The 23971-nt window shown below is 60.0% G+C and carries 21 protein-coding genes; 18 read left to right on the top strand and 3 right to left on the bottom strand.

Features of this window, described 5'->3' with window-relative positions; translation table 11 throughout:
* The first annotated feature begins 56 nt into the window (after nt 1–56).
* From cobW to ACYZTR_RS16790, 7 genes are all read left to right on the top strand, one after another.
* Nucleotides 57–1118: a cobalamin biosynthesis protein CobW gene (gene cobW, locus ACYZTR_RS16820; RefSeq protein WP_461972650.1), complete on the top strand. Its 1062-nt coding sequence runs from the start codon at nt 57–59 to the stop codon at nt 1116–1118.
* Nucleotides 1119–1121: 3 nt separating this feature from the next.
* Nucleotides 1122–4895 carry a cobaltochelatase subunit CobN gene (gene cobN, locus ACYZTR_RS16815; RefSeq protein ID WP_461972648.1) on the top strand — a complete coding sequence of 1258 codons (3774 nt, stop codon included), beginning with the start codon at nt 1122–1124 and terminating at the stop codon, nt 4893–4895.
* A 155-nt stretch (nt 4896–5050) separates the two neighbouring features.
* A complete protein-coding gene (locus ACYZTR_RS16810) occupies nt 5051–6049 on the top strand; it encodes an ATP-binding protein (protein ID WP_461972646.1) in 999 nt (332 codons plus the stop codon).
* A gap of 119 nt (nt 6050–6168) precedes the next feature.
* Complete coding sequence (locus tag ACYZTR_RS16805) at nt 6169–6708, top strand: vWA domain-containing protein (RefSeq protein WP_461979764.1); 540 nt, start codon at nt 6169–6171, stop codon at nt 6706–6708.
* Between the two features lie 25 nt (nt 6709–6733).
* Nucleotides 6734–8380 carry a phospholipase D-like domain-containing protein gene (locus ACYZTR_RS16800; RefSeq protein ID WP_461972644.1) on the top strand — a complete coding sequence of 549 codons (1647 nt, stop codon included), beginning with the start codon at nt 6734–6736 and terminating at the stop codon, nt 8378–8380.
* 380 nt (nt 8381–8760) lie between these two features.
* Nucleotides 8761–9627, top strand: coding sequence for a LysR family transcriptional regulator (locus ACYZTR_RS16795; RefSeq protein WP_461972642.1), 867 nt, complete (start codon nt 8761–8763; stop codon nt 9625–9627).
* 267 nt (nt 9628–9894) lie between these two features.
* Nucleotides 9895–11451 (top strand): TerC family protein, encoded by a 1557-nt coding sequence (locus ACYZTR_RS16790; RefSeq protein WP_461972640.1) that lies wholly within the window; start codon nt 9895–9897, stop codon nt 11449–11451.
* 30 nt (nt 11452–11481) lie between these two features.
* Here the strand turns inward: ACYZTR_RS16790 and ACYZTR_RS16785 are convergent, their stop codons facing one another.
* On the bottom strand, nt 11482–11913 hold the full coding sequence (locus tag ACYZTR_RS16785; RefSeq protein ID WP_461972638.1) for a thioredoxin family protein: 432 nt from the start codon (nt 11911–11913) through the stop codon (nt 11482–11484).
* 390 nt (nt 11914–12303) lie between these two features.
* Here ACYZTR_RS16785 and ACYZTR_RS16780 point away from each other — a divergent pair, with 390 nt between their 5' ends.
* From ACYZTR_RS16780 to ACYZTR_RS16735, 10 genes are all read left to right on the top strand, one after another.
* Complete coding sequence (locus tag ACYZTR_RS16780; RefSeq protein ID WP_461979762.1) at nt 12304–12552, top strand: type II toxin-antitoxin system Phd/YefM family antitoxin; 249 nt, start codon at nt 12304–12306, stop codon at nt 12550–12552.
* The gene (locus ACYZTR_RS16775) at nt 12542–12823 is read left to right on the top strand and encodes a type II toxin-antitoxin system RelE family toxin (protein WP_461972636.1); all 282 of its coding nucleotides are present in this window, start codon (nt 12542–12544) and stop codon (nt 12821–12823) included. The genes ACYZTR_RS16780 and ACYZTR_RS16775 overlap by 11 nt, the downstream gene beginning before the upstream one ends.
* Before the next feature lie 297 nt (nt 12824–13120).
* The gene (locus ACYZTR_RS16770) at nt 13121–13969 is read left to right on the top strand and encodes a transporter substrate-binding domain-containing protein (RefSeq protein ID WP_461972634.1); all 849 of its coding nucleotides are present in this window, start codon (nt 13121–13123) and stop codon (nt 13967–13969) included.
* Nucleotides 13970–14021: 52 nt separating this feature from the next.
* Complete coding sequence (locus ACYZTR_RS16765; RefSeq protein WP_017339153.1) at nt 14022–14684, top strand: amino acid ABC transporter permease; 663 nt, start codon at nt 14022–14024, stop codon at nt 14682–14684.
* 8 nt (nt 14685–14692) lie between these two features.
* Nucleotides 14693–15355 carry an amino acid ABC transporter permease gene (locus ACYZTR_RS16760; protein WP_461972632.1) on the top strand — a complete coding sequence of 221 codons (663 nt, stop codon included), beginning with the start codon at nt 14693–14695 and terminating at the stop codon, nt 15353–15355.
* Entirely contained in the window at nt 15352–16143 is a 792-nt protein-coding gene (locus ACYZTR_RS16755) for an amino acid ABC transporter ATP-binding protein (RefSeq protein ID WP_461972630.1), read from the top strand. The genes ACYZTR_RS16760 and ACYZTR_RS16755 overlap by 4 nt, the downstream gene beginning before the upstream one ends.
* 30 nt (nt 16144–16173) lie before the next feature.
* The gene (locus tag ACYZTR_RS16750) at nt 16174–16563 is read left to right on the top strand and encodes a RidA family protein (protein WP_461972629.1); all 390 of its coding nucleotides are present in this window, start codon (nt 16174–16176) and stop codon (nt 16561–16563) included.
* Nucleotides 16564–16718: 155 nt separating this feature from the next.
* Nucleotides 16719–17483, top strand: coding sequence for an IclR family transcriptional regulator (locus ACYZTR_RS16745; protein WP_461972627.1), 765 nt, complete (start codon nt 16719–16721; stop codon nt 17481–17483).
* A gap of 39 nt (nt 17484–17522) precedes the next feature.
* Nucleotides 17523–18740, top strand: a complete 1218-nt coding sequence (locus ACYZTR_RS16740) for an amino acid deaminase (protein ID WP_461972625.1) — start codon at nt 17523–17525, stop codon at nt 18738–18740.
* A 66-nt stretch (nt 18741–18806) separates the two neighbouring features.
* The gene (locus ACYZTR_RS16735) at nt 18807–19739 is read left to right on the top strand and encodes a sugar kinase (protein ID WP_461972623.1); all 933 of its coding nucleotides are present in this window, start codon (nt 18807–18809) and stop codon (nt 19737–19739) included.
* 125 nt (nt 19740–19864) lie between these two features.
* On the opposite strand, the gene ACYZTR_RS16730 is transcribed toward ACYZTR_RS16735, so the two are convergent.
* On the bottom strand, nt 19865–20140 hold the full coding sequence (locus ACYZTR_RS16730) for a peptidylprolyl isomerase (protein WP_461972621.1): 276 nt from the start codon (nt 20138–20140) through the stop codon (nt 19865–19867).
* A 66-nt stretch (nt 20141–20206) separates the two neighbouring features.
* On the bottom strand, nt 20207–22744 hold the full coding sequence (locus ACYZTR_RS16725) for a hybrid sensor histidine kinase/response regulator (RefSeq protein ID WP_461972619.1): 2538 nt from the start codon (nt 22742–22744) through the stop codon (nt 20207–20209).
* Between the two features lie 117 nt (nt 22745–22861).
* Between ACYZTR_RS16725 and ACYZTR_RS16720 the strand changes: the two genes are divergently transcribed.
* Nucleotides 22862–23971, top strand: coding sequence for a PilT/PilU family type 4a pilus ATPase (locus tag ACYZTR_RS16720; protein ID WP_461972617.1), 1110 nt, complete (start codon nt 22862–22864; stop codon nt 23969–23971).

Genomic DNA, 23971 nt, shown 5'->3' with positions numbered 1-23971 from the left:
CGTCCGCGTTGCCGGTCGTCGTCCCGTATGCCCGCCACCTTGCCAAAGGGCATCCGATGAAAACACTGGCCAAACTCCCCGTCACCATCGTTACCGGCTTCCTCGGCTCGGGCAAAACCACGTTGCTGCGGCACATGCTCGACAACGCTCAGGGCCGCCGCATCGCGGTGATCGTCAACGAGTTCGGCGAGCTGGGCATCGACGGCGAAATCCTCAAGCAGTGCTCCATCGGCTGCACTGAGGAAGAAGCCAACGGCCGCGTTTATGAATTGGCCAACGGCTGCCTGTGTTGCACCGTCCAGGAAGAGTTCTTCCCGGTGATGCGCGAATTGGTCGCCCGTCGCGGCGACCTCGACCACATCCTCATTGAAACGTCTGGTCTGGCCCTGCCAAAACCGCTGGTGCAAGCCTTCCAGTGGCCAGAAATCCGCAGCGCCTGCACCGTTGACGCGGTGATCACCGTGGTCGACAGCCCAGCGGTCGCCGCCGGCACCTTCGCGGCTTTCCCGGACCAGGTCGATGCCCAGCGCAAACTCGACCCGAACCTGGACCACGAATCGCCGCTGCACGAGCTGTTCGCCGACCAACTGGCCAGCGCCGACCTGGTGATCCTCAACAAGGCCGACCTGATCAGCCCCGAAGACCTGGCCCGTGTGCGCCTGGAAGTCGCTGAAGAATTGCCGTCCGCCGTGAAAGTCATCGAGGCCAGCAGTGGTCGTCTGCCACTGAACGTGCTGATCGGCCTCGGTGCTGGTTCCGAAGAACACATCGACAGCCGTCACAGCCATCACGATCACCACCATGAAGGTGAGGACGATCACGATCACGATGCTTTCGATTCGATCTCCATCGAACTGCCCCAGGCAGATGAAAGCCTGCTGCTGGACGCGCTGACTCAACTGGTGGTTCAACACGGCATCTTGCGCGTCAAAGGCTTTGCGGCGATTCCGAACAAGCCGATGCGCCTGTTGATCCAGGGCGTAGGCACTCGTTTCGACAAGCATTTCGACCGTCAGTGGGGCGCCGACGAAGCGCGCACCACACGCCTGGTATTGATCGGTCAGGAACTGGACGCAATTCTAATCGAAACGCAACTGCGCGCTGCGCTCAGCGTTTAAGCCATGCACCTGCTCAGGACCCAGCCCGGCGGTTTCGTGTCGGATGACAACATTGCCGACCTTGGACAAACCCCCGCCGAGCTGGTGATCCTGTGCAGTGGCGACTCCAGCCTCGCGCTGCTCGCCGAAGCGGCGCAGCAGTTGCCCGACGATTACCCGAGCGTGCGCCTGGCCAACCCGATGCAGGTGCAGAATCACGCGTCGGTCGACCTGTATGTCGACGAAGTGCTGCGCCACGCCAAGGTGATTCTGATCTCGCTGCACGGCGGCATCGCCTATTGGCGTTATGGCGTGGAGCGCTTGGTGGCGTTGTCCCAGCGCGGCGTGCAGCTGATTCTGGTGCCCGGCGATGACCGCCCGGACCCGGAACTCAGCGACCTCAGCACCGTGGCTGCCGGCGACCGCGATAGGCTTTGGCAGTTTTTGCGTCAGGGCGGCATGAGCAATGCCCTGGATTTTTTCCGCTGCCTTGCCGATCGTTGGCTGGAACGCGACTACGCCTGGGCCGAGCCGCAAACCCTGCCGCGCACGGCGATCTACCATCCGCAAAAAAGCCCCGCAGACCTTCACGATTGGCAAGCCGACTGGCAGGCCGATCAACCGGTCGCGGCGGTGCTGTTTTACCGTTCGCATCTGCAAGCGGCGAACACCGGTTTCATCGATATTTTCTGCCAGCGTTTGCAAGCGGCGGGGTTGAACCCGTTGCCAATTGCGCTGGCCAGTTTGAAAGAGCCCGGCTGCCTGACGGCGGTCGAGGACTGGTTGGATGAAGTCGAAGCCGGCGTGATTCTCAACACCACCGGTTTCGCTCAATCCAGCCCCGAAGCGCCGCACCTGCGACCGTTTCGCCGCAACATCCCAGTGATCCAGGCGATTTGCGCCCAGGACAACGAATCCGGTTGGCGTGCCAGTGAACAGGGCCTCGGTCCACGCGATTTGGCGATGCACATCGCGCTGCCGGAACTGGATGGCCGAATCATCAGCCGGCCGATCAGCTTCAAGGACCTGGCCTGGCGCAGCGAGCGCAGCCAGTCGGATGTGGTCTGCTACCGACCGCAACCTGAACGTATGGATTTTGTCGCCGAACTGGCGCGACGCTGGATTGATCTGGCGCGGGTGCCGAACAGTGAAAAACGCATTGCCCTGATCCTCGCCAACTACCCGACGCGTGATGGTCGTATCGGCAACGGCGTGGGCCTCGACACCCCGGCCGCCGCGCTGAATATCCTCCGTGCGCTGCACACCGAAGGTTATCCGCTACCGGCGGAGTTACCGGACACTGGCACCGCATTGATCCAGCAATTGCTCGGTGGCGTCAGCAACGACTTCGACACCCTTGACCAGCGTCCGTGTCAGCAAAGCCTGGCGATGGACGACTATCTGCTGATGTTCAACGCCTTGCCCGAATCCAACCGCAAAGCCGTGCTGGATCGTTGGGGCACGCCCGAGAGCGATCCGATGTCCCGTGGCGGGCGAATGATGATCGCCGGGCTGCGCTTTGGCCTGACCTTCGTCGGCATTCAACCGGCGCGGGGTTATCAGGTGGATCCGAGCGCGGTGTATCACGACCCGGACCTGGTGCCGCCTCACGGTTATCTGGCGTTCTACTTCTGGTTGCGTAACACCTACGGTGCCCACGGCGTGATCCACGTCGGCAAGCACGGCAACCTCGAATGGCTGCCGGGCAAAGGCGTCGGGCTGTCGGAGAATTGCTGGCCGGACGCGCTGCTCGGGCCGCTGCCGAACATCTATCCGTTCATCGTCAACGACCCGGGTGAGGGCGCCCAGGCCAAGCGCCGCACCCAAGCGGTGATCATCGATCACCTGATGCCGCCGCTGACGCGCGCCGAAACCTACGGCCCGTTGCGCAACCTCGAATTACTCGCCGACGAGTATTACGAAGCGCAATTGCTCGATCCGCGCCGTGCCCGGGAATTGCAGCGCGACATCCTGCAACTGGTGCGCGAGACGCACATCGACCGCGAACTGCAACTGGACGAGAAGCTCGACAGTGAGGCCGATGCGGCGATTTGGTTGCCGCGTCTGGACACGTATTTGTGCGACTTGAAAGAGTCGCAGATCCGCGATGGTTTGCATGTGTTCGGCGAGTCGCCGACCGGGCGTTTGCGTATCGACACCTTGCTGGCGTTGTTGCGTATCCCGCGTGGCGATGGGCGTGGCGCCCAATCAAGTCTGCTGCGTGCGCTGGCCAAGGCGTTCGCGTTGGGCTTTGATCCGCTGGATTGTGCGCTGGCTGAGCCTTGGACCGGGCCGCGTCCGATTGAACTGCAAATCCTCACCCAGGAAGCCTGGCGCACAGCGGGTGATACTCGTGAGCGTCTGGAACTGTTCGCCACACAGCTGATTGAGCAGGCCTTGAACACTGAGGTTGAGCTGCTGAACGCGCCAGGCTGGTCAGAGGTGAAAGCCATCATCGACAGCCTGCGTGAAGTCGTCGCTCCACGGCTGGACGCCTGCGGTCCGGCGGAAATGCGCGGTCTGCTAGACGCTCTCAGTGGCCGCTTCGTGCCGGCCGGCCCCAGCGGTGCGCCGAGTCGGGGTCGACTCGACGTGCTGCCGACCGGTCGCAATTTCTACTCGGTGGACGTGCGTAACTTGCCGACCACCACGGCGTGGCGCATCGGTTTCCAGTCGGCCACCCTGATTCTTGAACGACACCTGCAAGACCACGGCGATCACCTGCGTCAGCTCGGCCTGTCGGTGTGGGGCACCGCGACCATGCGCACGGGCGGCGATGACATTGCCCAGGCCATGGCGCTAATGGGCGTGCGCCCGGTCTGGGCCACGGGCAGTCAGCGGGTCGACGATTTCGAAATTCTGCCGCTGAGCCTGCTGGACCGTCCGCGCGTGGACGTGACCTTGCGCGTGTCCGGGTTCTTCCGCGATGCCTTTGCCAACTTGATCCGTCTGTTCGACGCCGCTGTGCAAGCGGTCGCCGCCCTTGACGAGCCGGACGACCTCAACCCCCTGGCCGCCAAGGTGCGTGCCGAGCGCGAAGCGTTGATGCAATCGGGGCTGGATGAAGACGCGGCCAGGCGTCAGGCTGGTTGGCGCATCTTTGGCGCCAAACCGGGTGCTTACGGCGCGGGCGTGCAGGGCGCCATCGAGGGTCGCCTGTGGCAAAGCCGCGATGACCTGGCCGAGGTTTATCTGAACTGGGGCGGCTACGCTTACGGCGGTTCTGACGAAGGTACCGCAGCGCGAGAGCAGTTCGCTCAGCGCCTGAGCCAAGTGCAAGCCGTGCTGCAAAACCAGGACAACCGTGAGCACGACTTGCTCGACTCCAACGACTATTACCAGTTCCAGGGCGGCATGCTCGCGGCCGTGGAAAGCCTCAGTGGTGAAACAGCGGCCAGTTACCATGGCGATCACAGTCAGCCGGACTTGCCGAAGATCCGCACGTTGAAGGAAGAGCTGAACCGGGTGATTCGCTCACGGGCGGCCAATCCGAAGTGGATCGACGGCGTGAAGCGCCACGGCTATAAAGGCGCGTTTGAACTGGCGGCGACGGTTGATAATGTGTTTGCGTTCGACGCGACCACGCAGCTGATCGACGACCACCAGTATGCGTTGCTGGCGGAGGCGTATTTGCTGAACCCGGCGACCCGGGATTTTGTCCGTGAGCACAATCCGCATGCGTTGCGCGATATGACTGAACGGATGCTGGAGGCGCAGCAGCGGGGGATGTGGAAGGAGCCGGGTGAGTATCGCGAAGCGCTAGAAAATTTGTTGCTAGACATAGAAGAAGACAGCTAACTCTGCTGCACCGCTAAACCTGTGGGAGCGTGGCTTGCCCGCGAAGACGCCCTCACATTCAACATTGACATCGACTGACCGGACGCCTTCGCGGGCAAGCCACGCTCCCACAGGTACAAGGTGTGCCTGCTACCGACCATGACCGAGTATTAACAATGACCGACACCCCCCATTTCCCGCTTTCCGCCGTGGTCGGCGCCGACGATCTGAAACTCGCCCTCTACCTGACCGCCATCGACCCGAAAATCGGCGGCGTACTCATCGAAGGCCCCCGCGGCATGGCCAAGTCTACGTTGGCCCGAGGCTTGGCGGATCTGCTGGCCAGCGGCCAATTCGTGACATTGCCGTTGGGTGCCACCGAAGAACGGTTGGTCGGCACCCTCGACCTTGACGCCGCCCTGAGCGAGGGGCGCGCGCAGTTTTCCCCCGGTGTGCTGGCCAAGGCTGACGGCGGTGTGCTCTACGTTGACGAGGTCAATTTATTGCCCGATCACCTGGTGGACCTGCTGTTGGATGTGGCCGCCAGCGGCACCAATCTGATCGAACGTGACGGCATTTCCCATCGGCATTCGGCGAAGTTCGTGCTGATCGGCACCATGAACCCGGAAGAGGGTGAGCTGCGTCCGCAACTGCTCGACCGTTTTGGCCTGAACGTCGCCCTCAGTGGTCACACAGCACCGGCCGAGCGCGGTCAGATCATCCGCCGGCGGCTGGATTTCGACAGCGATCCCTACAGCTTCTGCGCAGAATGGGAAAGCCAACAGCAGTCTTTGCGTGAGCGTTGCCAGAAAGCGCGCAGCGCGCTGGCAAGTGTCCCTCTCGACGATCATGCGCTGACGCAGATTACCGAGCGTTGCTTTGCCGCTGGCGTCGATGGCTTGCGAGCCGACCTGGTCTGGTTGCGCGCGGCGCGTGCCCATGCAGCGTGGCGCGGGGCAAGCGCAATCGCCGAGGAAGATATCGACGCCGTCGCCGAATTTGCCTTGCGCCATCGCCGCCGCGAGCAGTCGCCACCGGCGCCGCAACAATGTCAGCCGCCCTCGACGCAAAATGCCAACCCGAGCGAAGGCCAGGGTCAATGGGGGGAAATGCCCGCCCAGGCGTTACCGGTCGGCGCGCGACGTGAAGTGCCGAGCTGGCCAAAAAAGCCCTAGGCATTCGCCCTCGATCTGACGCGGGGGCGAATGCCAGACCCCGCGCCGGACGGTTGGACAATGGCAAGCAGGGTAAACGTCACGCGGCACGTAACGGCTCGATCAATTGGCCCGGCACATTGCTGAATGGCCGTCCGCGTCAGCGCGACGATGTCCTGTTTCACCTGCGCACCCGTTCGCCCCACGAACTGTGGCTGGTGATCGTCGACGCCTCGGCCTCGACCCGCCGCCATCAGGCGTTGAGCGATGCCAAGGGCTTGCTGGCGCAGCTGTTCGACGACGCCTATCGCCAGCGTGCGCGCCTGGCGTTGCTGACGGCCAGTGGCAATCTACCGAAATGGCAAGTGCAAGGGTTGAAAGCCTCCGCCGGTTTGCGCGACTGGCTTGATGGCCTGGGGGCGGGCGGTGGTACGCCATTACTGGCGGCGCTGGGGGAAGCGGGGCGATGGCTGACAGCACGGCAAAAACACTTTCCGGCGCAACAGCAGCGATTGTTGTTGGTCACCGATGGCCGATTGAAGGACTGGTCAACGTTGTCGGCGCTTGATTGTCCTGGGCTGCTGATCGACATCGAACGCGGGCCGATTCGGCTTGGACGGGCTAAGGTGATGGCTGCCGAGTTGCAGGCCGAATATCAACATATCGATGATATGCAGTGAGCCGAAAAAATCACAGGAGTGAGTCATGCGCGTTCTAGCCGTCAACGATCAGGACGATTTCCGCGTCAAGGCTTACGCTGGCACCAATGGCGTGCTGTTGGCCATGGACCTGGCCGAACCCCGCCGCAAAGGCCTCTTGGGTTTCGCCATCGAAAAACAGCAAGGCAGCAAGCCTTGGCTGTTCCTGTTCAACAGACTGACCTTCCCCGGCAAGGTGCATACGTTTCCCCAGTTTCACGCCACCCCCAGCGATATCGCGCCGTTGCAGAAATTTCGCTGGGCCGATTACGCGGTCAATCCGGGGATGACGATCCATTACCGAATCCACCTGGCTTACGGCACCGTTGATGCGCCGCAACTGGGTGAATACCTGGAGGTGACAGTCACTTCCGACAATGGCCTGCCGAATAACCAAAGCGTGATCTTCAACCGTGCGGTCGCCGCCAGCCAAGCGTTCCAGCGTAAATTTCCCGAGCTCGACGCGTTGATCACCGCCAACAAGAACCTGCCCATCGAAGCTTGGCCGGATGCCCCGCGGCAATGGCTGGAAAACGGTTTGCTCGGGCGTTTGCTGGGGTTTATCGAGCGTGCGGTGGGTGGCCTGTGGGCGCTGGACATTGCCATTTACGAGTATGAATTGCAGGCCATTGTCGATGCCGTCAATGCAGCGTTTGCACGTGGGGTAAACGTTCGCGTGCTGTATCACGCCCAGCCGGGTGATGAGGACACCACCATGAACGAGGCCAGCCTGGAAAACATCCCGGCAGAGAACAAGCGCGGCCGAGTCACCCATAATATCTTCCACAACAAATTCATGGTGCTGAGCCGGCTCGACGCAGCGGGACAGCGGCAGCCCGAAGCGGTGCTTTGCGGCAGCACCAATTTCACCCCCAATGGCGTGTACCGCCAAGCCAACGTGGTGCATGTGCTGGACGACACGCGAGTCAGCGCCAGCTATCTGCGCACCTTCGAGCAGGTCTGGGCTAACCCGGCGGATATCGGCGCCACCCGAAACTGGCTCACGCAAAACAACCCGATGGATCCGCTGCAACCGATGTTCGCCGGGTTCTCACCGCGCTCGGGCAAAGGGGATCTGGGTGAGTTTGTCGAGATCATCAACGCCGCGAAAAAGGACGTGCTGTTCGTCACCGCGTTCGCCTTGCCCGACGACATCCTGAACGCCTTGCTCGGCCAGCCCCACGACGACATTTTGCGTTACGGTCTGCAAAACACCGTCAGCCGGATCACCGGTTTCCACGCCGACCGCACCGCCGAATTCGCCGCTACCGCGCTGCTCAACACCGGACTGGAAGGCTGGCTCAGAGAGAACATGAAAGGCCAGAAGGGCAACCTGCTGGTGCACACCAAAGCCGTGGTGACAGACTTCACCAGCGATGCGCCGACAATCATCAGCGGCAGCCATAACCTCAGTGCCGCGGCCAGCAATGGCAATGACGAGAACTACTTGATCATTCGCGGCAATACCGATCTGGCGGACCGTTATGGGCTGGAGCTGCTGCGGTTTTACGAGCATTACCGCTTTCGGTATTTCGCCAAGAAACTCGCGCTCAAACAGGTCCAGCCGTTGGCGGCGGATGACAGCTGGACCGATGACTATTACCTCGACGGGAATTTGCGTCAGCTATCCAGATTGCGTTTTTCCGGACGGTAAACACACTCGCGGGGCTGGTAGCGAATGTCGAGCGTGTATTGGCGTCGTTTAAGCCTTAACGCCGACGGCAGCAGTCGAGGGGACGGGGTTTGGATTACACATCAGAGCCTTGGCTCGTTCCACTTCATTGTGAAACGTGTGGCCGATGGAGGCGAGGGCCGAGGTCAGCAGCAATGCTGCACCGACACCCTTGATCGCCCGCGGTGTCGAGGAACAGCGCATTCCCTGAGGCTGTGAGTAACGTCAGTCGCGGGCTCACCTTGTGTTTGACGGACATGGCAGCGTTTCTCTACTGTAAAAGTCAGTGCAGCTTATCGCCGGTTGATGCTTTCTTTGTTAGGCACGCCTTGTCACTTCATTACCTTTGAGCTAGCGCACCGATGGATATTCGCCATTTCCGCTATTTTCTGGCCGTTGCCCGGCAAGGCAACTTCACCCGCGCCGCCGAACAACTCGGTATCGCACCGCCGACCTTGACTCGACAGATCCAGGACATGGAGAACGAACTCGGCACGCGATTGTTCGTGCGCCAAACACGTGAAGTCAGCCTGACCGAGGCTGGCGCCGCGCTGGTGATCGAGGCCGAGGCGACGGTGCGGCAATTCGAATATGCTCAGTACAACGCCCAGCATGCCGGGCGCGGGGATATTGGCCATATCGAACTGGGGTACGTGGCTTCGGCGGTGTATTCGGGCTTGCTGCAGAAACAGGTGCAAGCCTTCAGTCGCGAGTGTCCTGACGTCAGCCTGAATGTACGGGAAAGTTCCATGGCGTCATTGCCAGTGATGGTGGTCGAGGGGCGTTTCGACATTGGCTATGTGCGCTCACCCATGACCCTGCCTGAAGGCCTGGAAGCCATTCGCCTCGATGCAGAAGGTTTTGTGCTGGCGCTGTCGGCCGAGTCTTGGCTGTGCCTTTTGCCAGAAATCGCCCCGGAAAACTTGCAGAACGAGACGTTCATCCTACCGGAGCAGATCAGCGGGACTTTGCAAGTCGCCGCCGAGGGTGGATTTGCGCCGAAATTGGGGGCGCAACCGGGCGGGCTGGTGGCGGTCATAGCGCTTGTGTCGTTGGGGCAGGGTGTTGCGGTCGTGCCGGAATCGGTGGTCGGGCATGTCAGTCTGCCCGGTGTCTTGTACCGGCCAATCAAAGGGTGTGAGGCGAGTTCCTGGTTGTCGGTGATCCATCGGCGATTCGAGAAGTTACCCGCGGTGGAGAGGTATATCGAGCGGGTCAAAAAGCACTGATTACAGATTTTGTAATGATTTTCGGCTGTGGGAAATGTCGCTTTCGCCTGTACGCTCCAAGGCCTTTTTCCTTTCAGGTCTTGCATGAACACCCTCTCGGAGCCTCCCAGTTATCCTTTCTCCTCGCGCTACCACGCGGTCTTGATGCACGCGAAGCATCTAATCTTCCGATCTCCGAATCCCCTTGTCACTTCACCGCCACGGCCTTTGCGCCGCGCCTTGTCGTGCCCGGCTTTCTGAATTCATTGAAGAGATCGAGACGTTTTTATGGAATGGATAGCTGACCCCACCGCATGGCTGGGCTTGTTGACGTTGATTGTGCTGGAGCTGGTGCTGGGCATCGATAACCTGGTGTTTATCGCAATCCTTGCCGACAAGCTGCCGCCCGAGCAACGCGACCGTGCGCGGATCATCGGTTTGTCCCTCGCGTTACTGATGCGCCTGGGCCTGCTGGCGAGTATTTCGTGGCTGGTGACCCTGACTCAGCCGTTGTTCGAGGTGTTCGACAAGAGCTTCTCCGGCCGCGACTTGATCATGCTGTTCGGTGGTGTGTTCTTGTTGTTCAAGGCCACCATGGAATTGCACGAGCGGCTCGAAGGCCATGTCGGCCAGCGCGCATCTAATGCGGCTTATGCGATGTTCTGGCCGATCGTGGCGCAGATCGTGGTGCTCGATGCGGTGTTCTCCCTGGATGCGGTGATTACCGCTGTGGGCATGGTCGATGAACTGGCGGTGATGATGATCGCGGTGATTATTTCCATCGGTCTGATGATCGTCGCCAGCAAGCCGCTGACCCGTTTCGTCAATGAACACCCGACGGTGATCATGCTCTGTCTGGGCTTTCTGATGATGATCGGCTTCGCGCTGACCGCTGAAGGCTTGGGGTTCCACATTCCGAAGGGCTACCTGTACGCGGCCATCGGTTTCTCGATCCTGATCGAGATCTTCAACCAGATTGCCCGGGCTCGCCGTAAAAAATCGATGCAGGGCCTGCGACCGCTGCGTGAGCGCACGGCCCACGCCGTGATGCGTTTGCTCGGTGGCCGCAAGCTGGCGGTGGAGGAGGTCGGCGAGGAGATTGCCGACATGCTGGACAATGGTGAAGCGCCGAGCGTAGAGCTGTTCGACCGTCGCGAACGAGTGATGATCAGTGGTGTGCTGCAACTCGCCGAGCGACCGATCCGCACCTTGATGACTGTGCGCGCAGATGTCGATCACATCGACCTGTCCGACGATGCCGAAGCCATTCGCACGCGCCTGATGAATTCGTCCTATTCACGCCTGCCGCTGATTCGCGATGGCGCGGTGGATGAGCCGCTGGGCTTTGTGCACAAGAAGGAATTGCTCAAGGAATACCTGGCCGGCAACCAGCCTGGTCTTGAGCATTTGGCGCGCAAGACCATCAACTTGCTGGACAGTTACTCGATCCTCAATGCCCTGGAACAGATGCGCCACGCCTCGACTCACATTGCGTTTGTGGTCAATGAGTTTGGTGACTTCGTCGGTGTGTTGACCATGACTGACATTCTCGAATCGATCGCCGGCGAGTTGCCAGACGCCAGCGAAATCGAGGGCCCGGATGTGGTCGAGGAGAAGGGTGGCTTCATGGTCAGCGGCGCGTTGAACCTGGCGCGGGTGCGACAACGGACCGGGTTTGCGGCAGAGCCTACCGACGACTATCAGACCTTGGCCGGGCTGGTGGTGAGCCTGCTGGATCGCCTGCCGATGATCGGTGACAGCCATGAGTGGGAAGGCTGGCGGATGACGGTGGCGGCGGTTGAAGAGAGGCGGGTGACGCGAGTATTACTGGTGCGCGCTGTTTAGATTGTTCCTGCGTGTAGGAGCGATCATTTCTCAAGCCCCGATCAACGTGCGCGCCCGAGGCACGGTGCACAGTCTGCGCAGGGTCCGGCGCAACCACGCCAGATTGCGAACCGGTTTACGGTTCACCGTTGCCGGTTTCACCTTGCCGATGTGCCAGGCGAAGTCGTCCTGCAGGGTTCGTTCAGTGCCAATGCCCTTGAGCTTCTTCAGCAGCTTCCCATCCTTGTAAAACAGCACGGTGGGTGTGCCGGTGACGTCCGGATGCCGAGGCGATTCGCTGGTGTTCAACATGTAGATTTGGGCCTGATGCCGATACGGTTCAGCGATCTGACGAAAAATCGGCCCGGCCATTTCGCAGGCGCAACAGTGTTCACTGCCGAAGTACAAGATCACCGGGCGCCAGGTGTTCAGGGCCTTGCGGTAGACCGGGGACAGCGTTTTGCGCGCAGTTTTCGAACTCATTGAAATCTCCTTTTTCACCGTGCATCGAGTGCCTGTTGACGGTAAAGGAGTCAGCCGCGATCAGTCTACTGTCAGAAATAACAGGTAGGTTTTCCTACGTAGGCCAGGACACTCCTTACTACGTTGCAGGACCAACCCGACAGGAATCACGGAAATCCGGAAGCCTGTGACGTGATACTTTTTGTTCATTCCTCAATGGAGGCAGTCATGGACTGTGAGAAAGAAGTGTCCAAACAGATGAGTGAGAACCTGGAGCGCATGATCAATCCGCAAATCGAAGGGCAATAAATGGCAAGTACTGAGCGCCCCCTTTATGACAAAAGGATAGAGGCAGATACGCTTTGGAGTGCTATTTTTAGCACTTCTAAAAGCACCCTAAGGAATAACTTCATGACACATATCGTGCTTTCGCAGGTGGTGGCCAGCATCTCTGAACTGAAAAAAAATCCGATGGGTACAGTCGCTGCCGGCGGTGGCCTGTCTGTTGCGATACTTAACCGCAATGAGCCGGCTTTCTATTGTGTTCCCGCCAAAGAATACGAAGCCATGATGAATCGCCTAGATGACTTGGAGTTACTTGCCCTTTGTAAAGAGCGGGAAAACGATCCGACCATAAGGGTTTCAATTGATGACCTATGAGCTGGAGTTTTCAGAAAAAGCCTGGAAAGAATGGAAAAAACTCGGAGGAAACCTCAAGGACCCGTTCAAAAGGAAACTTCAGGAGCGTCTTGTAAACCCACACGTTCCTGCTGACCGACTCAGCGGGCTTGGAAATGCTTACAAAATCAAGCTGCGTAGTGCCGGATATCGAATGGTGTATCGCGTGCTTGATGATGTGCTGGTAGTAACCGTAATAGCAGTAGGGAAAAGAGAGCGAAGCGATGTTTACAAGGAAGCAGCCGATCGCTGATGGGCCTTGTTACATTCATTTTCCGGCTGCAAAGACTAATGCAGCGCCGCACCGAATCAGCTCATCAAAACTCCAACTGTGAACCAGATGCCCGCACTGTGTAGCCAAAGGTAGCGGCTGCTCAGCTGTGCATTTCGTAACGTCCGTTTTGTATTTTATCCATCCATTTGATTCAAAACACTTTTCAATCTCCTCAACATTCCACCCACACCCTGTGGCACACTTTCTGCTGTCTATTCCGTTGTTACATACCAACGTCCGGTATAGCGGAATTAACATCACCCTGGAGTGCTTGCCATGCATCGCCGACCTACCTTGTTTAAAGCGTGTGTTTTTGTTCTCGCGGCTTCGGCTGCTGCCATGGGCGTGGCCCAGGCGGCGGACAGCAAGCTCGATAGCGTGCTGGCCCGCGGGAAACTGATTGTGGGCACGGGCAGCACCAATGCGCCGTGGCACTTCCAGGGAGCGGATGGCAAGTTGCAGGGGTTTGATATTGATATCGCGCGGATGGTGGCCAAAGGGTTGTTCAACGACCCGAGCAAGGTCGAGTTCGTGGTGCAGTCGTCCGATGCGCGGATTCCCAACTTGCTGACCGACAAGGTCGACATGAGCTGTCAGTTCATTACCGTCACCGCCAGCCGTGCGCAGCAGGTGGCGTTCACGCTGCCGTACTACCGCGAAGGTGTCGGCCTGCTGTTACCGGCCAACAGCAAGTACAAGGAAATCGAAGACCTTAAAGCCGCCGGCGATAGCGTGACCGTGGCAGTCCTGCAAAACGTGTACGCCGAAGAGTTGGTGCATCAGGCCTTGCCTAACGCCAAGGTCGATCAATACGACAGCGTGGACCTGATGTATCAGGCGGTGAACTCCGGACGCGCCGATGCCGCTGCCACCGATCAATCGTCGGTGAAATACCTGATGGTGCAAAACCAGGGGCGCTATCGCAGCCCGGCTTTCGCCTGGAGCCCGCAAACCTACGCGTGCGCCGTCAAACGCGGCGATCAAGACTGGCTGAACTTCATCAACACCGCCCTGCATGAAGCCATGACCGGCGTTGAGTTCCCGACCTATGCGGCGTCCTTCAAGCAGTGGTTCGGTGTGGATCTGCCGACCCCGGCCATCGGTTTCCCCGTCGAATTCAAATGATCTCGTGAGAGTGGGGCGGTCATAAATCGCCCCGTTCAAGGTACTGCTGACTATGAACTATCAGTTGAACTTTGCCGCCGTGTGGCGCGATTTCGACACCTTGCTGGCGGGGCTCGGTCTGGGCCTTGAACTGGCGCTGGTGTCGATCGCCATCGGCTGCGTGATCGGCCTGCTGATGGCGTTTGCTTTGCTGTCGAAGCACCGCGCGTTGCGAGTACTGGCGTCGGTGTATGTGACGGTCATCCGTAACACGCCGATTCTGGTGTTGATTCTGTTGATCTACTTCGCCTTGCCGAGCCTGGGGATCCGTCTGGACAAGATCCCGTCGTTCATCATCACGCTGTCGCTGTATGCCGGGGCCTATCTGACCGAAGTGTTCCGCGGCGGGTTGTTGAGCATTCCCAAAGGGCAACGTGAAGCCGGGTTGGCAATCGGTCTAGGCGAATGGCAGGTCAAGGCCTACGTCACTGTGCCGGTGATGCTGCGCAATGTACTGCCGGCCTTGTCGAACAATTTTATCTCGCTGTTCAAGGACACCTCGCTGGCGGCTGCGATTGCCGTGCCGGAGCTGACTTATTACGCGCGCAAGATCAATGTCGAGAGCTACCGGGTGATTGAAACCTGGATGGTGACCACAGCGCTCTATGTGGCGGCCTGTTACCTCATTGCCATGATGCTGCGTTACCTCGAGCAGCGTCTGGCGATTCGCCGATAGGAGGCCACATGTACGAATCCCCCAGTTGGTTGCATGAGTTATGGGTAGCGCGGGAAGTCCTGTGGCAAGGTTTTCTGACCAGTGTGCAGGTCTCGGCCTTGGCGATTCTGTTGGGCACGATGGTCGGTATTGTCACCGGTCTGGTGCTGACCTACGGCAAGTTCTGGATGCGTGCGCCGTTTCGGTTTTACGTCGACATCATTCGCGGCACGCCAGTGTTTGTATTGGTGCTCGCCTGCTTCTATATGGCGCCTGCGCTGGGCTGGCAGATCAGTGCGTTTCAGGCCGGTGCGTTGGGGCTGACGCTGTTTTGCGGCTCCCACGTCGCCGAGATTGTTCGCGGCGCGTTGCAAGCGCTGCCCAGTGGTCAGATGGAAGCGAGCAAGGCCATCGGCCTGACGTTTTATCAATCGCTCGGCTACGTGCTGTTGCCTCAGGCGCTGCGGCAGATTTTGCCGACCTGGGTCAACTCGTCCACGGAGATCGTCAAGGCTTCGACGCTGTTGTCGGTGATCGGTGTGGCTGAGTTGTTGCTCAGCACGCAGCAAATCATCGCCCGAACCTTCATGACCCTCGAGTTTTACCTGTTCGCCGGATTTCTGTTTTTCGTCATCAACTACGCCATCGAATTACTCGGCCGGCACATTGAAAAGCGGGTGGCCTTGCCATGACTCAACCTCAAGCTTCGATACAGAATCAGGCGCTGCTGGACATCCGCGGCCTGCACAAGCAATACGGCCCGCTCGAAGTGCTCAAGGGCGTCGACCTGACGATGCAGCGCGGCAACGTCGTGACGCTGATCGGTTCCAGCGGTTCGGGCAAGACCACGCTGCTGCGTTGCGTGAACATGCTCGAAGAGTTTCAGGGCGGGCAGATCATGCTCGATGGCGAGTCCATCGGTTATGACGAGATCAATGGCAAGCGTGTGCGCCACCCGGAAAAAGTCATCGCCAGGCATCGGGCCATGACCGGCATGGCGTTCCAGCAGTTCAACCTGTTTCCGCACCTCACGGCGTTGCAGAACGTCACCCTCGGTCTGCTCAAGGTCAAAAAGCTACACAAGGATGAAGCGGTTGCCCTGGCGGAAAAATGGCTGGAACGGGTCGGCTTGCTGGAACGGCGCGACCACTACCCCGGTCAGCTGTCCGGCGGTCAGCAGCAGCGTGTGGCGATTGCCCGGGCGATTGCGATGAACCCGAGCCTGATGCTGTTCGACGAAGTGACCTCGGCCCTCGATCCGGAACTGGTCGGCGAAGTGTTGAGCGTGATCAAGGGCCTGGCCGAGGACGGCATGACCATGCTGCTGGTGACCCACGAGATGCGTTTTGCGTTCGAGGTCTCGGACAAGATTGTTTTCATGAATCAGGGGCGGATCGAAGAGCAGGGGCCACCCAAGGAACTCTTCGAACGTCCGCAATCGCCACGACTGGCGGAATTTCTCAAGAACACGCGTTTTTGACCTATCACTTTTCAATCAGGAGAAACCCTCATGAGCATTACTCGTTACGGCACTGGCAGCACCGCCGGTGGCGGCCAACCCCGCCCTTTCGCCCGCGCCGTTGAAGCCGATGGCTGGCTGCACGTGTCCGGCCAGGTGCCGGCGCTGGACGGTGAGATCATTGCGGGCGGCATCGTCGAGCAAACTCACCAGACCATGAAGAACCTGATCGCCGTTCTCGAAGAAGGTGGTTATGGCCTGGAAGACGTGGTGCGCGCCGGCGTGTGGTTGGAAGATCCGCGGGATTTCTGGAGTTTTAACAAGGTGTTTTCCGAGTACTTCAAAAGCGAACACGCACCGGCGCGGGCCTGTGTGCAGGCGAACATGATGGTCGATTGCAAGGTCGAGATTGACTGCATCGCGTACAAGAAAAAGGCCTGAGGCTATAGATCGTTCCCACGCTCCGCGTGGGAATGCAGCCCGGGACGCTCTGCGTCCCAGCGGTGGACGCAGAGCGTCCGTTGAGGCATTCCCACGCGGAGCGTGGGAACGATCATTGGCGGTAAACTCCGGCGACTTTGAATGGGAACACAGACATGACCGAAGACACCATCAAGCGCCGGGCTCGCGGTCTGGACCGGGCGTTCGATATCCTCGACTTCCTCAAGGAGGTCGGCAAGCCCCTGCGCCCGAACGAGATCGCCAGCGGCATCGGCAGCCCGAAATCCACGGTCTACGAATTGGTCGCCTCCCTGCTGGACCGGCGGATTCTGGAGGCCGTGGGCAAGGACGGTCACGTCTACCTCGGCCGTCAGCTGTACTTCCTCGGTCAGGCGCACTTGCGCCATTTCGACCTGACCCGCGAGGCCGATCACGCCTTGCAGGAGATCGTCAGCCAGACCCGCGAAACCGCGCAGATGTGCCTGCTCAACGGGCGAAAATACACCGTGGCGTTGATGAAAGAGGGCGAGCGGCATTTCCGTATTTCCTCGGACATCGGCGAGAACGCACCGATTCCCTGGACCGCATCCGGGCGCCTCTTGCTGGCGCACCTGAGCGACCAGGAAATCGTTGACCTGATCGATCACGACGACTTCATCCTGCCCAACGGCGAGCGCCTGCCGCTTGCACAGTTTCTTCAGGAGATTCGTCAGGCCGGTATCGATGGGTTCTTCTCTTTCGATAGCGTTGCCGACACGTTTACCCATTGCTTCGCCGCCCCGGTTAAAGACGCGAACGGCGTGGCCATTGCGACCCTGTGCATCGTTGCCCCACGGGCCGATGCCAAGAACAATTACAACGACTATCGCCGGGTGCTGATCGACAGCGCCAACAACCTGGCCCGTCGCATCAACGAATAACAGCGGCTGCCTGCGGCCGCGAATGTGAGGAGTTCGACCATGTCTTCTGCCAAAAATACTGCCGCCGTGGAAAAGGGCTTTGCCCACACTGGCGCCAACCTGGTGCGCGACGTCAGCCTGCCGGCGCTGGTGCTGCACCGCGAAGCACTGGAACACAATATTCGCTGGATGCAGGCGTTTGTCAGCAACAGCGGAGCCGAACTCGCGCCCCACGGTAAAACCAGCATGACCCCAGCGCTGTTTCAGCGCCAACTGGACGCCGGTGCCTGGGGCATCACCCTGGCCAGCGCCACGCAAACCCGCGCGGCTTACGCCCATGGCGTGCATCGGGTGTTGATGGCCAACCAATTGGTCGGTACGCCGAACATGGCGCTGATCGCTGATCTGTTGGCTGATCCGGCTTTCGACTTCCATTGCATGGTCGATCACCCGGACAACGTCGCTGACCTCGGCGCGTATTTCGCCTCGCGCGGTGTGCGCTTGAACGTGATGATCGAGTACGGCGTGGTCGGTGGTCGTTGCGGTTGCCGCACGGAAGAGGAAGTGGTTGCGCTGGCCAAGGCCATCGCGGCGCAACCGGCGTTGGCGCTGACCGGGATCGAAGGATACGAAGGGGTGATTCACGGTGATCACGCGGAAAGTGGCATCCGTGCGTTCGCTGATTCTTTGGTGCGCCTGGCCGTGCAGTTGCAGGACAGCGGGGCGTTCGCCATTCCCAAGCCGATCATCACCGCCTCTGGTTCGGCCTGGTACGACCTGATCGCTGAATCATTCGAAGCGCAGAACGCCGGTGGGCGGTTCCTCAGCGTGCTGCGTCCCGGCAGCTATGTGGCGCACGATCACGGCATCTACAAAGAAGCGCAATGCTGCGTGCTCGACCGCCGCAGTGATCTGCACGAGGGCCTGCGCCCGGCGCTGGAAGTCTGGGCGCATGTGCAGTCGTTGCCGGAGCCGGGGTTTGCGGTGATCGCCCTGGGTAAACGCGACGTGGCCTACGATGCCGGTCTGCCGGTGCCGTTGTTGCGTTACAAGGCCGGTGTAGTGCCGGCGACGGGCGATGACGTCAGCGCCTGCAAGGTGACGGCGGTGATGGACCAGCATGCGTTCATGATCGTAGCGCCGGGCGTTGAGTTGCGGGTGGGGGACATTATTTCGTTCGGCACGTCCCATCCGTGCCTGACGTTCGACAAGTGGCGTACCGGGTGTCTGGTGGATGAGCAACTGAACGTCATCGAAACCATGGAAACCTGTTTCTAAGGCTTGAGACCTGCTCGCGAAGGCGGCCTCCCAGACAACATTGCACCACCTGAGACCCCAACACCCATGAACACCATCAGCACCCTCGGCCCCAACATCCCGCGCATCGCCCTGATCGGCGAGTGCATGATCGAGTTGCAGCAACGCGCCGACGGCAGCCTGCAACAGCGTTTCGGTGGCGATACCTTGAACACGGCGGTCTACCTGTCCCGGGAATTGGGCGAGGGCGGCACCGTGGATTACGTCACCGCGCTGGGCGACGACACTTTCAGCGATGCCATGTGCCAGAGCTGGGCCGAGGAAAACATCGGGCTGGGCATGGTCCAGCGCTTGCCCGGTCGCTTGCCCGGCTTGTATTGCATCCAGACTGACGCCGCCGGCGAGCGGCGTTTTCTCTATTGGCGCAATGAAGCGGCAGTCCGTGATTGCTTTACGACCCCAGCCGCCGTGCCAATCCTGGCGGCGCTGCCGGATTACGATGTGCTGTATTTCAGCGGCATCACCCTGGCGGTACTGGGTGTGCAGGGGCGGGAGAAGTTGCTGGAAACCCTGATCGCTGCCCGGCAGCGGGATGCGCGGATTGTGTTCGACAACAACTACCGGCCACGTTTGTGGGCATCGGTTGAAGAAGCTCGGACGGCTTATCGCAGCGTTCTGCCCTATGTCGACCTGGCGTTGCTGACCGTCGATGACGAGCAGGCACTGTTTCATTTTTCTGATTATGAGGCGGTGTTTGCGGCTTATGAGCAAATCGGCACGCCTGAAGTGGTGCTCAAGCGTGGCGCCGAGGCCTGTCTGATTCGCTGTGACGGGGAGTCGTTCGAGGTGCCGGCTCAGGTCGTTGAGCGAGTGGTGGACACCACGGCGGCGGGGGATTCGTTCAGTGCGGCGTATTTGGCCAGTCGGCTCAAGGGCGGCAGTCCGGTTGAGGCTGCTGAGGCCGGGCATCGATTGGCGAGTCGGGTGATTCAGGTGCCGGGGGCACTGATCCCGAGATAAGCGGTGAATGGCCGCCTGCTTCGCAGTCGGATCGCGAGCAAGCTCGCTCCCACAGGGGGCTTGTGCACACCGCAGATCCAATGTGGGAGCGAGCTTGCTCGCGATGAGGGCCTCAAGCCAATCGATCAATCCCGGTAAAACACCTGCACCAGGTGATAACCAAACTTGCTCTTGATCGGCCCGTGCACCACGCGCAGTGGTTTTTTGAAGATCACGGCATCAATGACCCCGACCATCTGCCCGGGCCGTACTTCACCGAGGTCGCCGCCGCGCTTGCCGGACGGGCAAGTGGAGTACTTTTTGGCCAGCACATCGAAGGCTTCGCCCTTGTCGATGCGTTGTTTGAGCTGTTCGGCTTCTTCCGAGGTTTTCACCAGAATATGGCGAGCTTGAGCTTTCATGGGCAGTACCTTGCAACGGTGGTGGCTATGTTAGTGCCCGCGGGGGGCGCGCGATTATGCCTTAACTCAGTCCGGTTGACCGATCATCGCGCGAATCTTGTTGGCCAACAGGTCAATGGAAAAGGGCTTGGACACCATGTCCATGCCTTCCTCCAGGAAACCCTGGCGCTCGGTGGCTTTTTCCGCATAACCGGTCATGAACAGCACTTTAAGGTCGGGGCGGTGTTGGCGCGCGATTTCCGCCAATTGTCGACCGTTCATTCCCGGTAGCCCGACGTCGGTGACCAGCAAATCGACCCGCAGATCGGATTCCAACAGAGGCAGGGCGGTCTTCGCGTCTTCGGCTTCATGGGCGTGGTAACCCAGCTCGTGGAGCAGGTCGAGCACCAGCATGCGCACCGCCGGATCGTCCTCTACCAACACCACGGTTTCACCGGCAATGGCGGCCGGCGCCTCACTCGTGACCGGCATCAGGGTATTGACCGGCTCGCAAACGTGTAGCCGCGGCAGGTACAGACGCACGCTGGTGCCCTGGCCCAGCAAGCTGAAAAGGCTGACATGCCCGCCCGACTGCTGGGCAAAACCATAGATCATCGACAGCCCGAGACCGGTGCCCTGGCCGATGGGTTTGGTGGTGAAGAACGGGTCGAAGGCCTTGGCCAGCACCGACGGTGTCATGCCGGTACCGTTGTCGCTGACGGCGATCATCAGATAATCCCCAGCCTTGACCGCTTCCAGGGTGTTGATGTCACTGCTGTCGAGGTAAACGTTGGCCGTTTCGATCCTCAATTCACCGCCATCGGGCATGGCGTCCCGGGCGTTGATCACCAGATTGAGCAGGGCGTTTTCCAGCTGGCTGACGTCCGTGCTGACCGGCCAGACGTCATCGGCCAGTTGCAGTGTGAGCTCGATGTGGTCGCCCTTGGTCCGGCTGAGCAGGTCTTCCAGGGAATGGATCAGATCATTGGCGTTGAGCGGCTTGCGGTCCAGTGACTGACGCCGGGAGAACGCCAGCAGGCGATGGGTCAGGGCGGCGGCACGGTTGGCCGAGGACACTGCCGCCTCGGTGAAACGGCCAACCTCGGCGGCGCGCCCGTCGGCGATGTAGCGCTGCATCAAATCGAGGCTGCCGATGATCCCCGTGAGCATATTGTTGAAGTCATGGGCGATGCCGCCGGTGAGCTGGCCGAGCGCTTCCATCTTCTGTGCATGCCGCAACGCCTCTTCGGCGCGCTCGCGTTCGAACATCTCGTTCTGCAGCCGCTGGTTGGCTTCGGCCAGTTGTTGGGTGCGGGCGACTACACGTTCTTCAAGGGTTTCGTTGAGATTGCGCAGGGCTTCTTCGGTTTGTTTGCGCTCGGTTTCGTCAATCACAAAGATGTAGAAACCATTGACCGCACCATCCGCACCGTGGCGCGGTAAGTAGTTCATCAGGGCATGGCGGTTGCTGCCGTCACGGTGCGGGGTGCTGATGCTGAAACAACAAGACCTGCCGGACAGTGCCTGGGCGATGTGTTCGGCGCGCAGGGCATAAGCTTCTTCACCCAGTACTTCGCGGATGGTTCTGCCATAGAGCTCCTGAGGCGTCAGCCCGTACCAATCGAGGTAGGCCGCATTGTTCAGGCGAAAGCGCTCCTCGCGGTCCACGTAGCTGATCAGGATCGGCATGGCGTTAATGATCAGTTGCAGCTCGGTCTGACTTTGCCGCAAGGCTTGCTCGGTGTGTTTACGTTCAGTCAGGTCCAGGGCAGCGCCGAGGAAGCGAATCGGCCGGCCATGGTGGTCCTTGTAGCAACGCCCCCGGGCAAACACCCAGCGCAGCTGGCCATTGGGTTGCAGCAGGCGATACTCCTCGGCGTACTCGGTGCCGTGGGTGATGGAGTGCTTGATGCTGCGGGTGACCATGGCGCGGTCTTCCGGGTGCACTCCCTGGAGGTAGGCGCTGATGGGCAACTGGCTGGCGAGCAGCGGGTCGACGCCGTGCAATTGGGCAAAGCGGGTGTCGGCAATGAAGCGATCCTCGCCGATGTCCCAGTCCCAGGTGCCGACGGCGTCGGTGGCAGCGAGGGCCAGTTGCAGACGCTCCTCGGTCTCGTGCTGGGCCTTGAGGCTGGCGGCCGAGCGCTGTTCGAGTTCGAGGGCGATGCGTCGGCGTTCGTTGGTTTCGATGGCGGTGACCAGAATCCCGGCGACCTGGGCGCTTTCATCGCGGATGGGGCTGTAGGTCAGGTCCAGCCAAAAGTCGGAATCATGGCCATCACGCTGCAAGGTGAAGCGCTGTTCGCTGTAGGTCCGCACCTGTCCTTGTAGGACGGCGCTGTAAATGGGGTCGGTAAATTCCTTTAACTCTGGCCAGATCAGGTGCGTCGGCTGTCCGAAAGCGTGCGGATGCTTGCTGCCGGACAGCAGGGCAAAGCCGTCGTTGTAGATCTGCGTGAGCTGCGGACCCCACAACAACAGCATTGGCATCGGCGAATGAATCACGATATCCACGGCGGTTCGCAAGCTCTGCGGCCAGGTACTGGCCGCTCCCAGCGGGCTGCGTCTCCAATCCAGTCGGGCAATCAAGGCCTGGGCATCGCTGCCGGTCGGTGATGCGTTCATCTACATGTCCTGCACTTAAGTCGGTGTGGCGGCGTCAACTATCCTGAGGCGGTAGACGCTGGATGACCCACTTTGGGTCATTTCTGTTCATTGAATGCTTCGCGGGTGCTTTTTGCCATGGAAATCGATTCGCTGTTGAGGCTCCTGGCCAATCAGGATGGCTCCGATCTATACCTGTCCACCGGTGCGCCACCCAGCGCACGGTTCGATGGTGTGCTTAAACCCTTGGCCGATCGTCCCTTTAAGCCGGGAGAAATTGCGGCCATTGCCGCCTCCATCATGGACGCCGAACAGCGGCTGGAGTTCGATCGGGAGCTGGAGATGAACCTGGCGATCTCTTTGACAGGTGTCGGGCGCTTTCGGGTCAATATCTTCAAACAACGCAACGATGTGTCGATCGTGGCGCGCAACATCAAACTCGACATTCCGCGTTTCGAAGACCTCAACCTGCCGTCGGTACTGCTCGAGACGGTGATGCTCAAACAAGGACTGATGCTGTTCGTCGGTGCCACCGACTCCGGTAAATCCACCTCGCTGGCGGCATTGATCGACTACCGCAATCGCCACAGCAGTGGCCACATCATCACCATCGAAGACCCGGTCGAGTATATCCATCGGCACAAAAAGTCGATCATCAACCAGCGCGAGGTCGGCGTCGATACCCGCAGTTTTCATGCTGCATTGAAAAATACCCTGCGCCAGGCACCGGATGTAGTGCTGATCGGTGAAATCCGTGACCGCGAGACGATGGAGCACGCGCTGGCGTTTGCCGATACCGGCCATCTGGTCATTTCCACCCTGCATGCCCACAACGCCAATCAGGCGCTGGACCGAATCATCAACTTCTTCCCCAAAGAGCGCCGGCCACAGCTGCTTAATGATTTGGGCAACAACCTCAAGGCCTTCGTTTCCCAGCGCTTGGTGCGCACCCGCGACGGCAAGCGGCGGGCGGCGGTAGAAGTGATGCTCGGGACGCCGACCATCGGCGACCTGATCCGGCGCAATGAGTTTTCAGAACTGAAGGGGATCATGGAGAAGTCTGTGGAACTGGGGATGCAGACGTTCGATGGTGCGTTGTACGCGTTGGTCGTCGAGGGGGCGATTGAAGAGGAAGAAGCGCTCAAGCATGCGGATTCGGTGAACAATTTGCGCTTGCGGTTGAAGCTGCACGCCGAAGCATCACCGGGCCCCCATGCACCACCGGGTGAATGGGGATTGATGGACTGA

The sequence above is a fragment of the Pseudomonas sp. Hz4 genome, assembly GCF_054898165.1.
Note: the sequence above shows the minus strand (reverse complement) of the source record. Positions and strands in the feature narration are given on the sequence as shown.

Bases quoted from the DNA above. Each gene is read 5' to 3' on its own strand.
- cobW (WP_461972650.1), top strand. From the start codon at position 57: ATGAAAACACTGGCCAAACTCCCCGTCACCATCGTTACCGGCTTCCTC.
- cobN (WP_461972648.1), top strand. From the start codon at position 1,122: ATGCACCTGCTCAGGACCCAGCCCGGCGGTTTCGTGTCGGATGACAAC.
- ACYZTR_RS16810 (WP_461972646.1), top strand. From the start codon at position 5,051: ATGACCGACACCCCCCATTTCCCGCTTTCCGCCGTGGTCGGCGCCGAC.
- ACYZTR_RS16800 (WP_461972644.1), top strand. From the start codon at position 6,734: ATGCGCGTTCTAGCCGTCAACGATCAGGACGATTTCCGCGTCAAGGCT.
- ACYZTR_RS16795 (WP_461972642.1), top strand. From the start codon at position 8,761: ATGGATATTCGCCATTTCCGCTATTTTCTGGCCGTTGCCCGGCAAGGC.
- ACYZTR_RS16790 (WP_461972640.1), top strand. From the start codon at position 9,895: ATGGAATGGATAGCTGACCCCACCGCATGGCTGGGCTTGTTGACGTTG.
- ACYZTR_RS16785 (WP_461972638.1), bottom strand. From the start codon at position 11,913: ATGAGTTCGAAAACTGCGCGCAAAACGCTGTCCCCGGTCTACCGCAAG.
- ACYZTR_RS16780 (WP_461979762.1), top strand. From the start codon at position 12,304: ATGACACATATCGTGCTTTCGCAGGTGGTGGCCAGCATCTCTGAACTG.
- ACYZTR_RS16775 (WP_461972636.1), top strand. From the start codon at position 12,542: ATGACCTATGAGCTGGAGTTTTCAGAAAAAGCCTGGAAAGAATGGAAA.
- ACYZTR_RS16770 (WP_461972634.1), top strand. From the start codon at position 13,121: ATGCATCGCCGACCTACCTTGTTTAAAGCGTGTGTTTTTGTTCTCGCG.
- ACYZTR_RS16765 (WP_017339153.1), top strand. From the start codon at position 14,022: ATGAACTATCAGTTGAACTTTGCCGCCGTGTGGCGCGATTTCGACACC.
- ACYZTR_RS16760 (WP_461972632.1), top strand. From the start codon at position 14,693: ATGTACGAATCCCCCAGTTGGTTGCATGAGTTATGGGTAGCGCGGGAA.
- ACYZTR_RS16755 (WP_461972630.1), top strand. From the start codon at position 15,352: ATGACTCAACCTCAAGCTTCGATACAGAATCAGGCGCTGCTGGACATC.
- ACYZTR_RS16750 (WP_461972629.1), top strand. From the start codon at position 16,174: ATGAGCATTACTCGTTACGGCACTGGCAGCACCGCCGGTGGCGGCCAA.
- ACYZTR_RS16745 (WP_461972627.1), top strand. From the start codon at position 16,719: ATGACCGAAGACACCATCAAGCGCCGGGCTCGCGGTCTGGACCGGGCG.
- ACYZTR_RS16740 (WP_461972625.1), top strand. From the start codon at position 17,523: ATGTCTTCTGCCAAAAATACTGCCGCCGTGGAAAAGGGCTTTGCCCAC.
- ACYZTR_RS16735 (WP_461972623.1), top strand. From the start codon at position 18,807: ATGAACACCATCAGCACCCTCGGCCCCAACATCCCGCGCATCGCCCTG.
- ACYZTR_RS16730 (WP_461972621.1), bottom strand. From the start codon at position 20,140: ATGAAAGCTCAAGCTCGCCATATTCTGGTGAAAACCTCGGAAGAAGCC.
- ACYZTR_RS16725 (WP_461972619.1), bottom strand. From the start codon at position 22,744: ATGAACGCATCACCGACCGGCAGCGATGCCCAGGCCTTGATTGCCCGA.
- ACYZTR_RS16720 (WP_461972617.1), top strand. From the start codon at position 22,862: ATGGAAATCGATTCGCTGTTGAGGCTCCTGGCCAATCAGGATGGCTCC.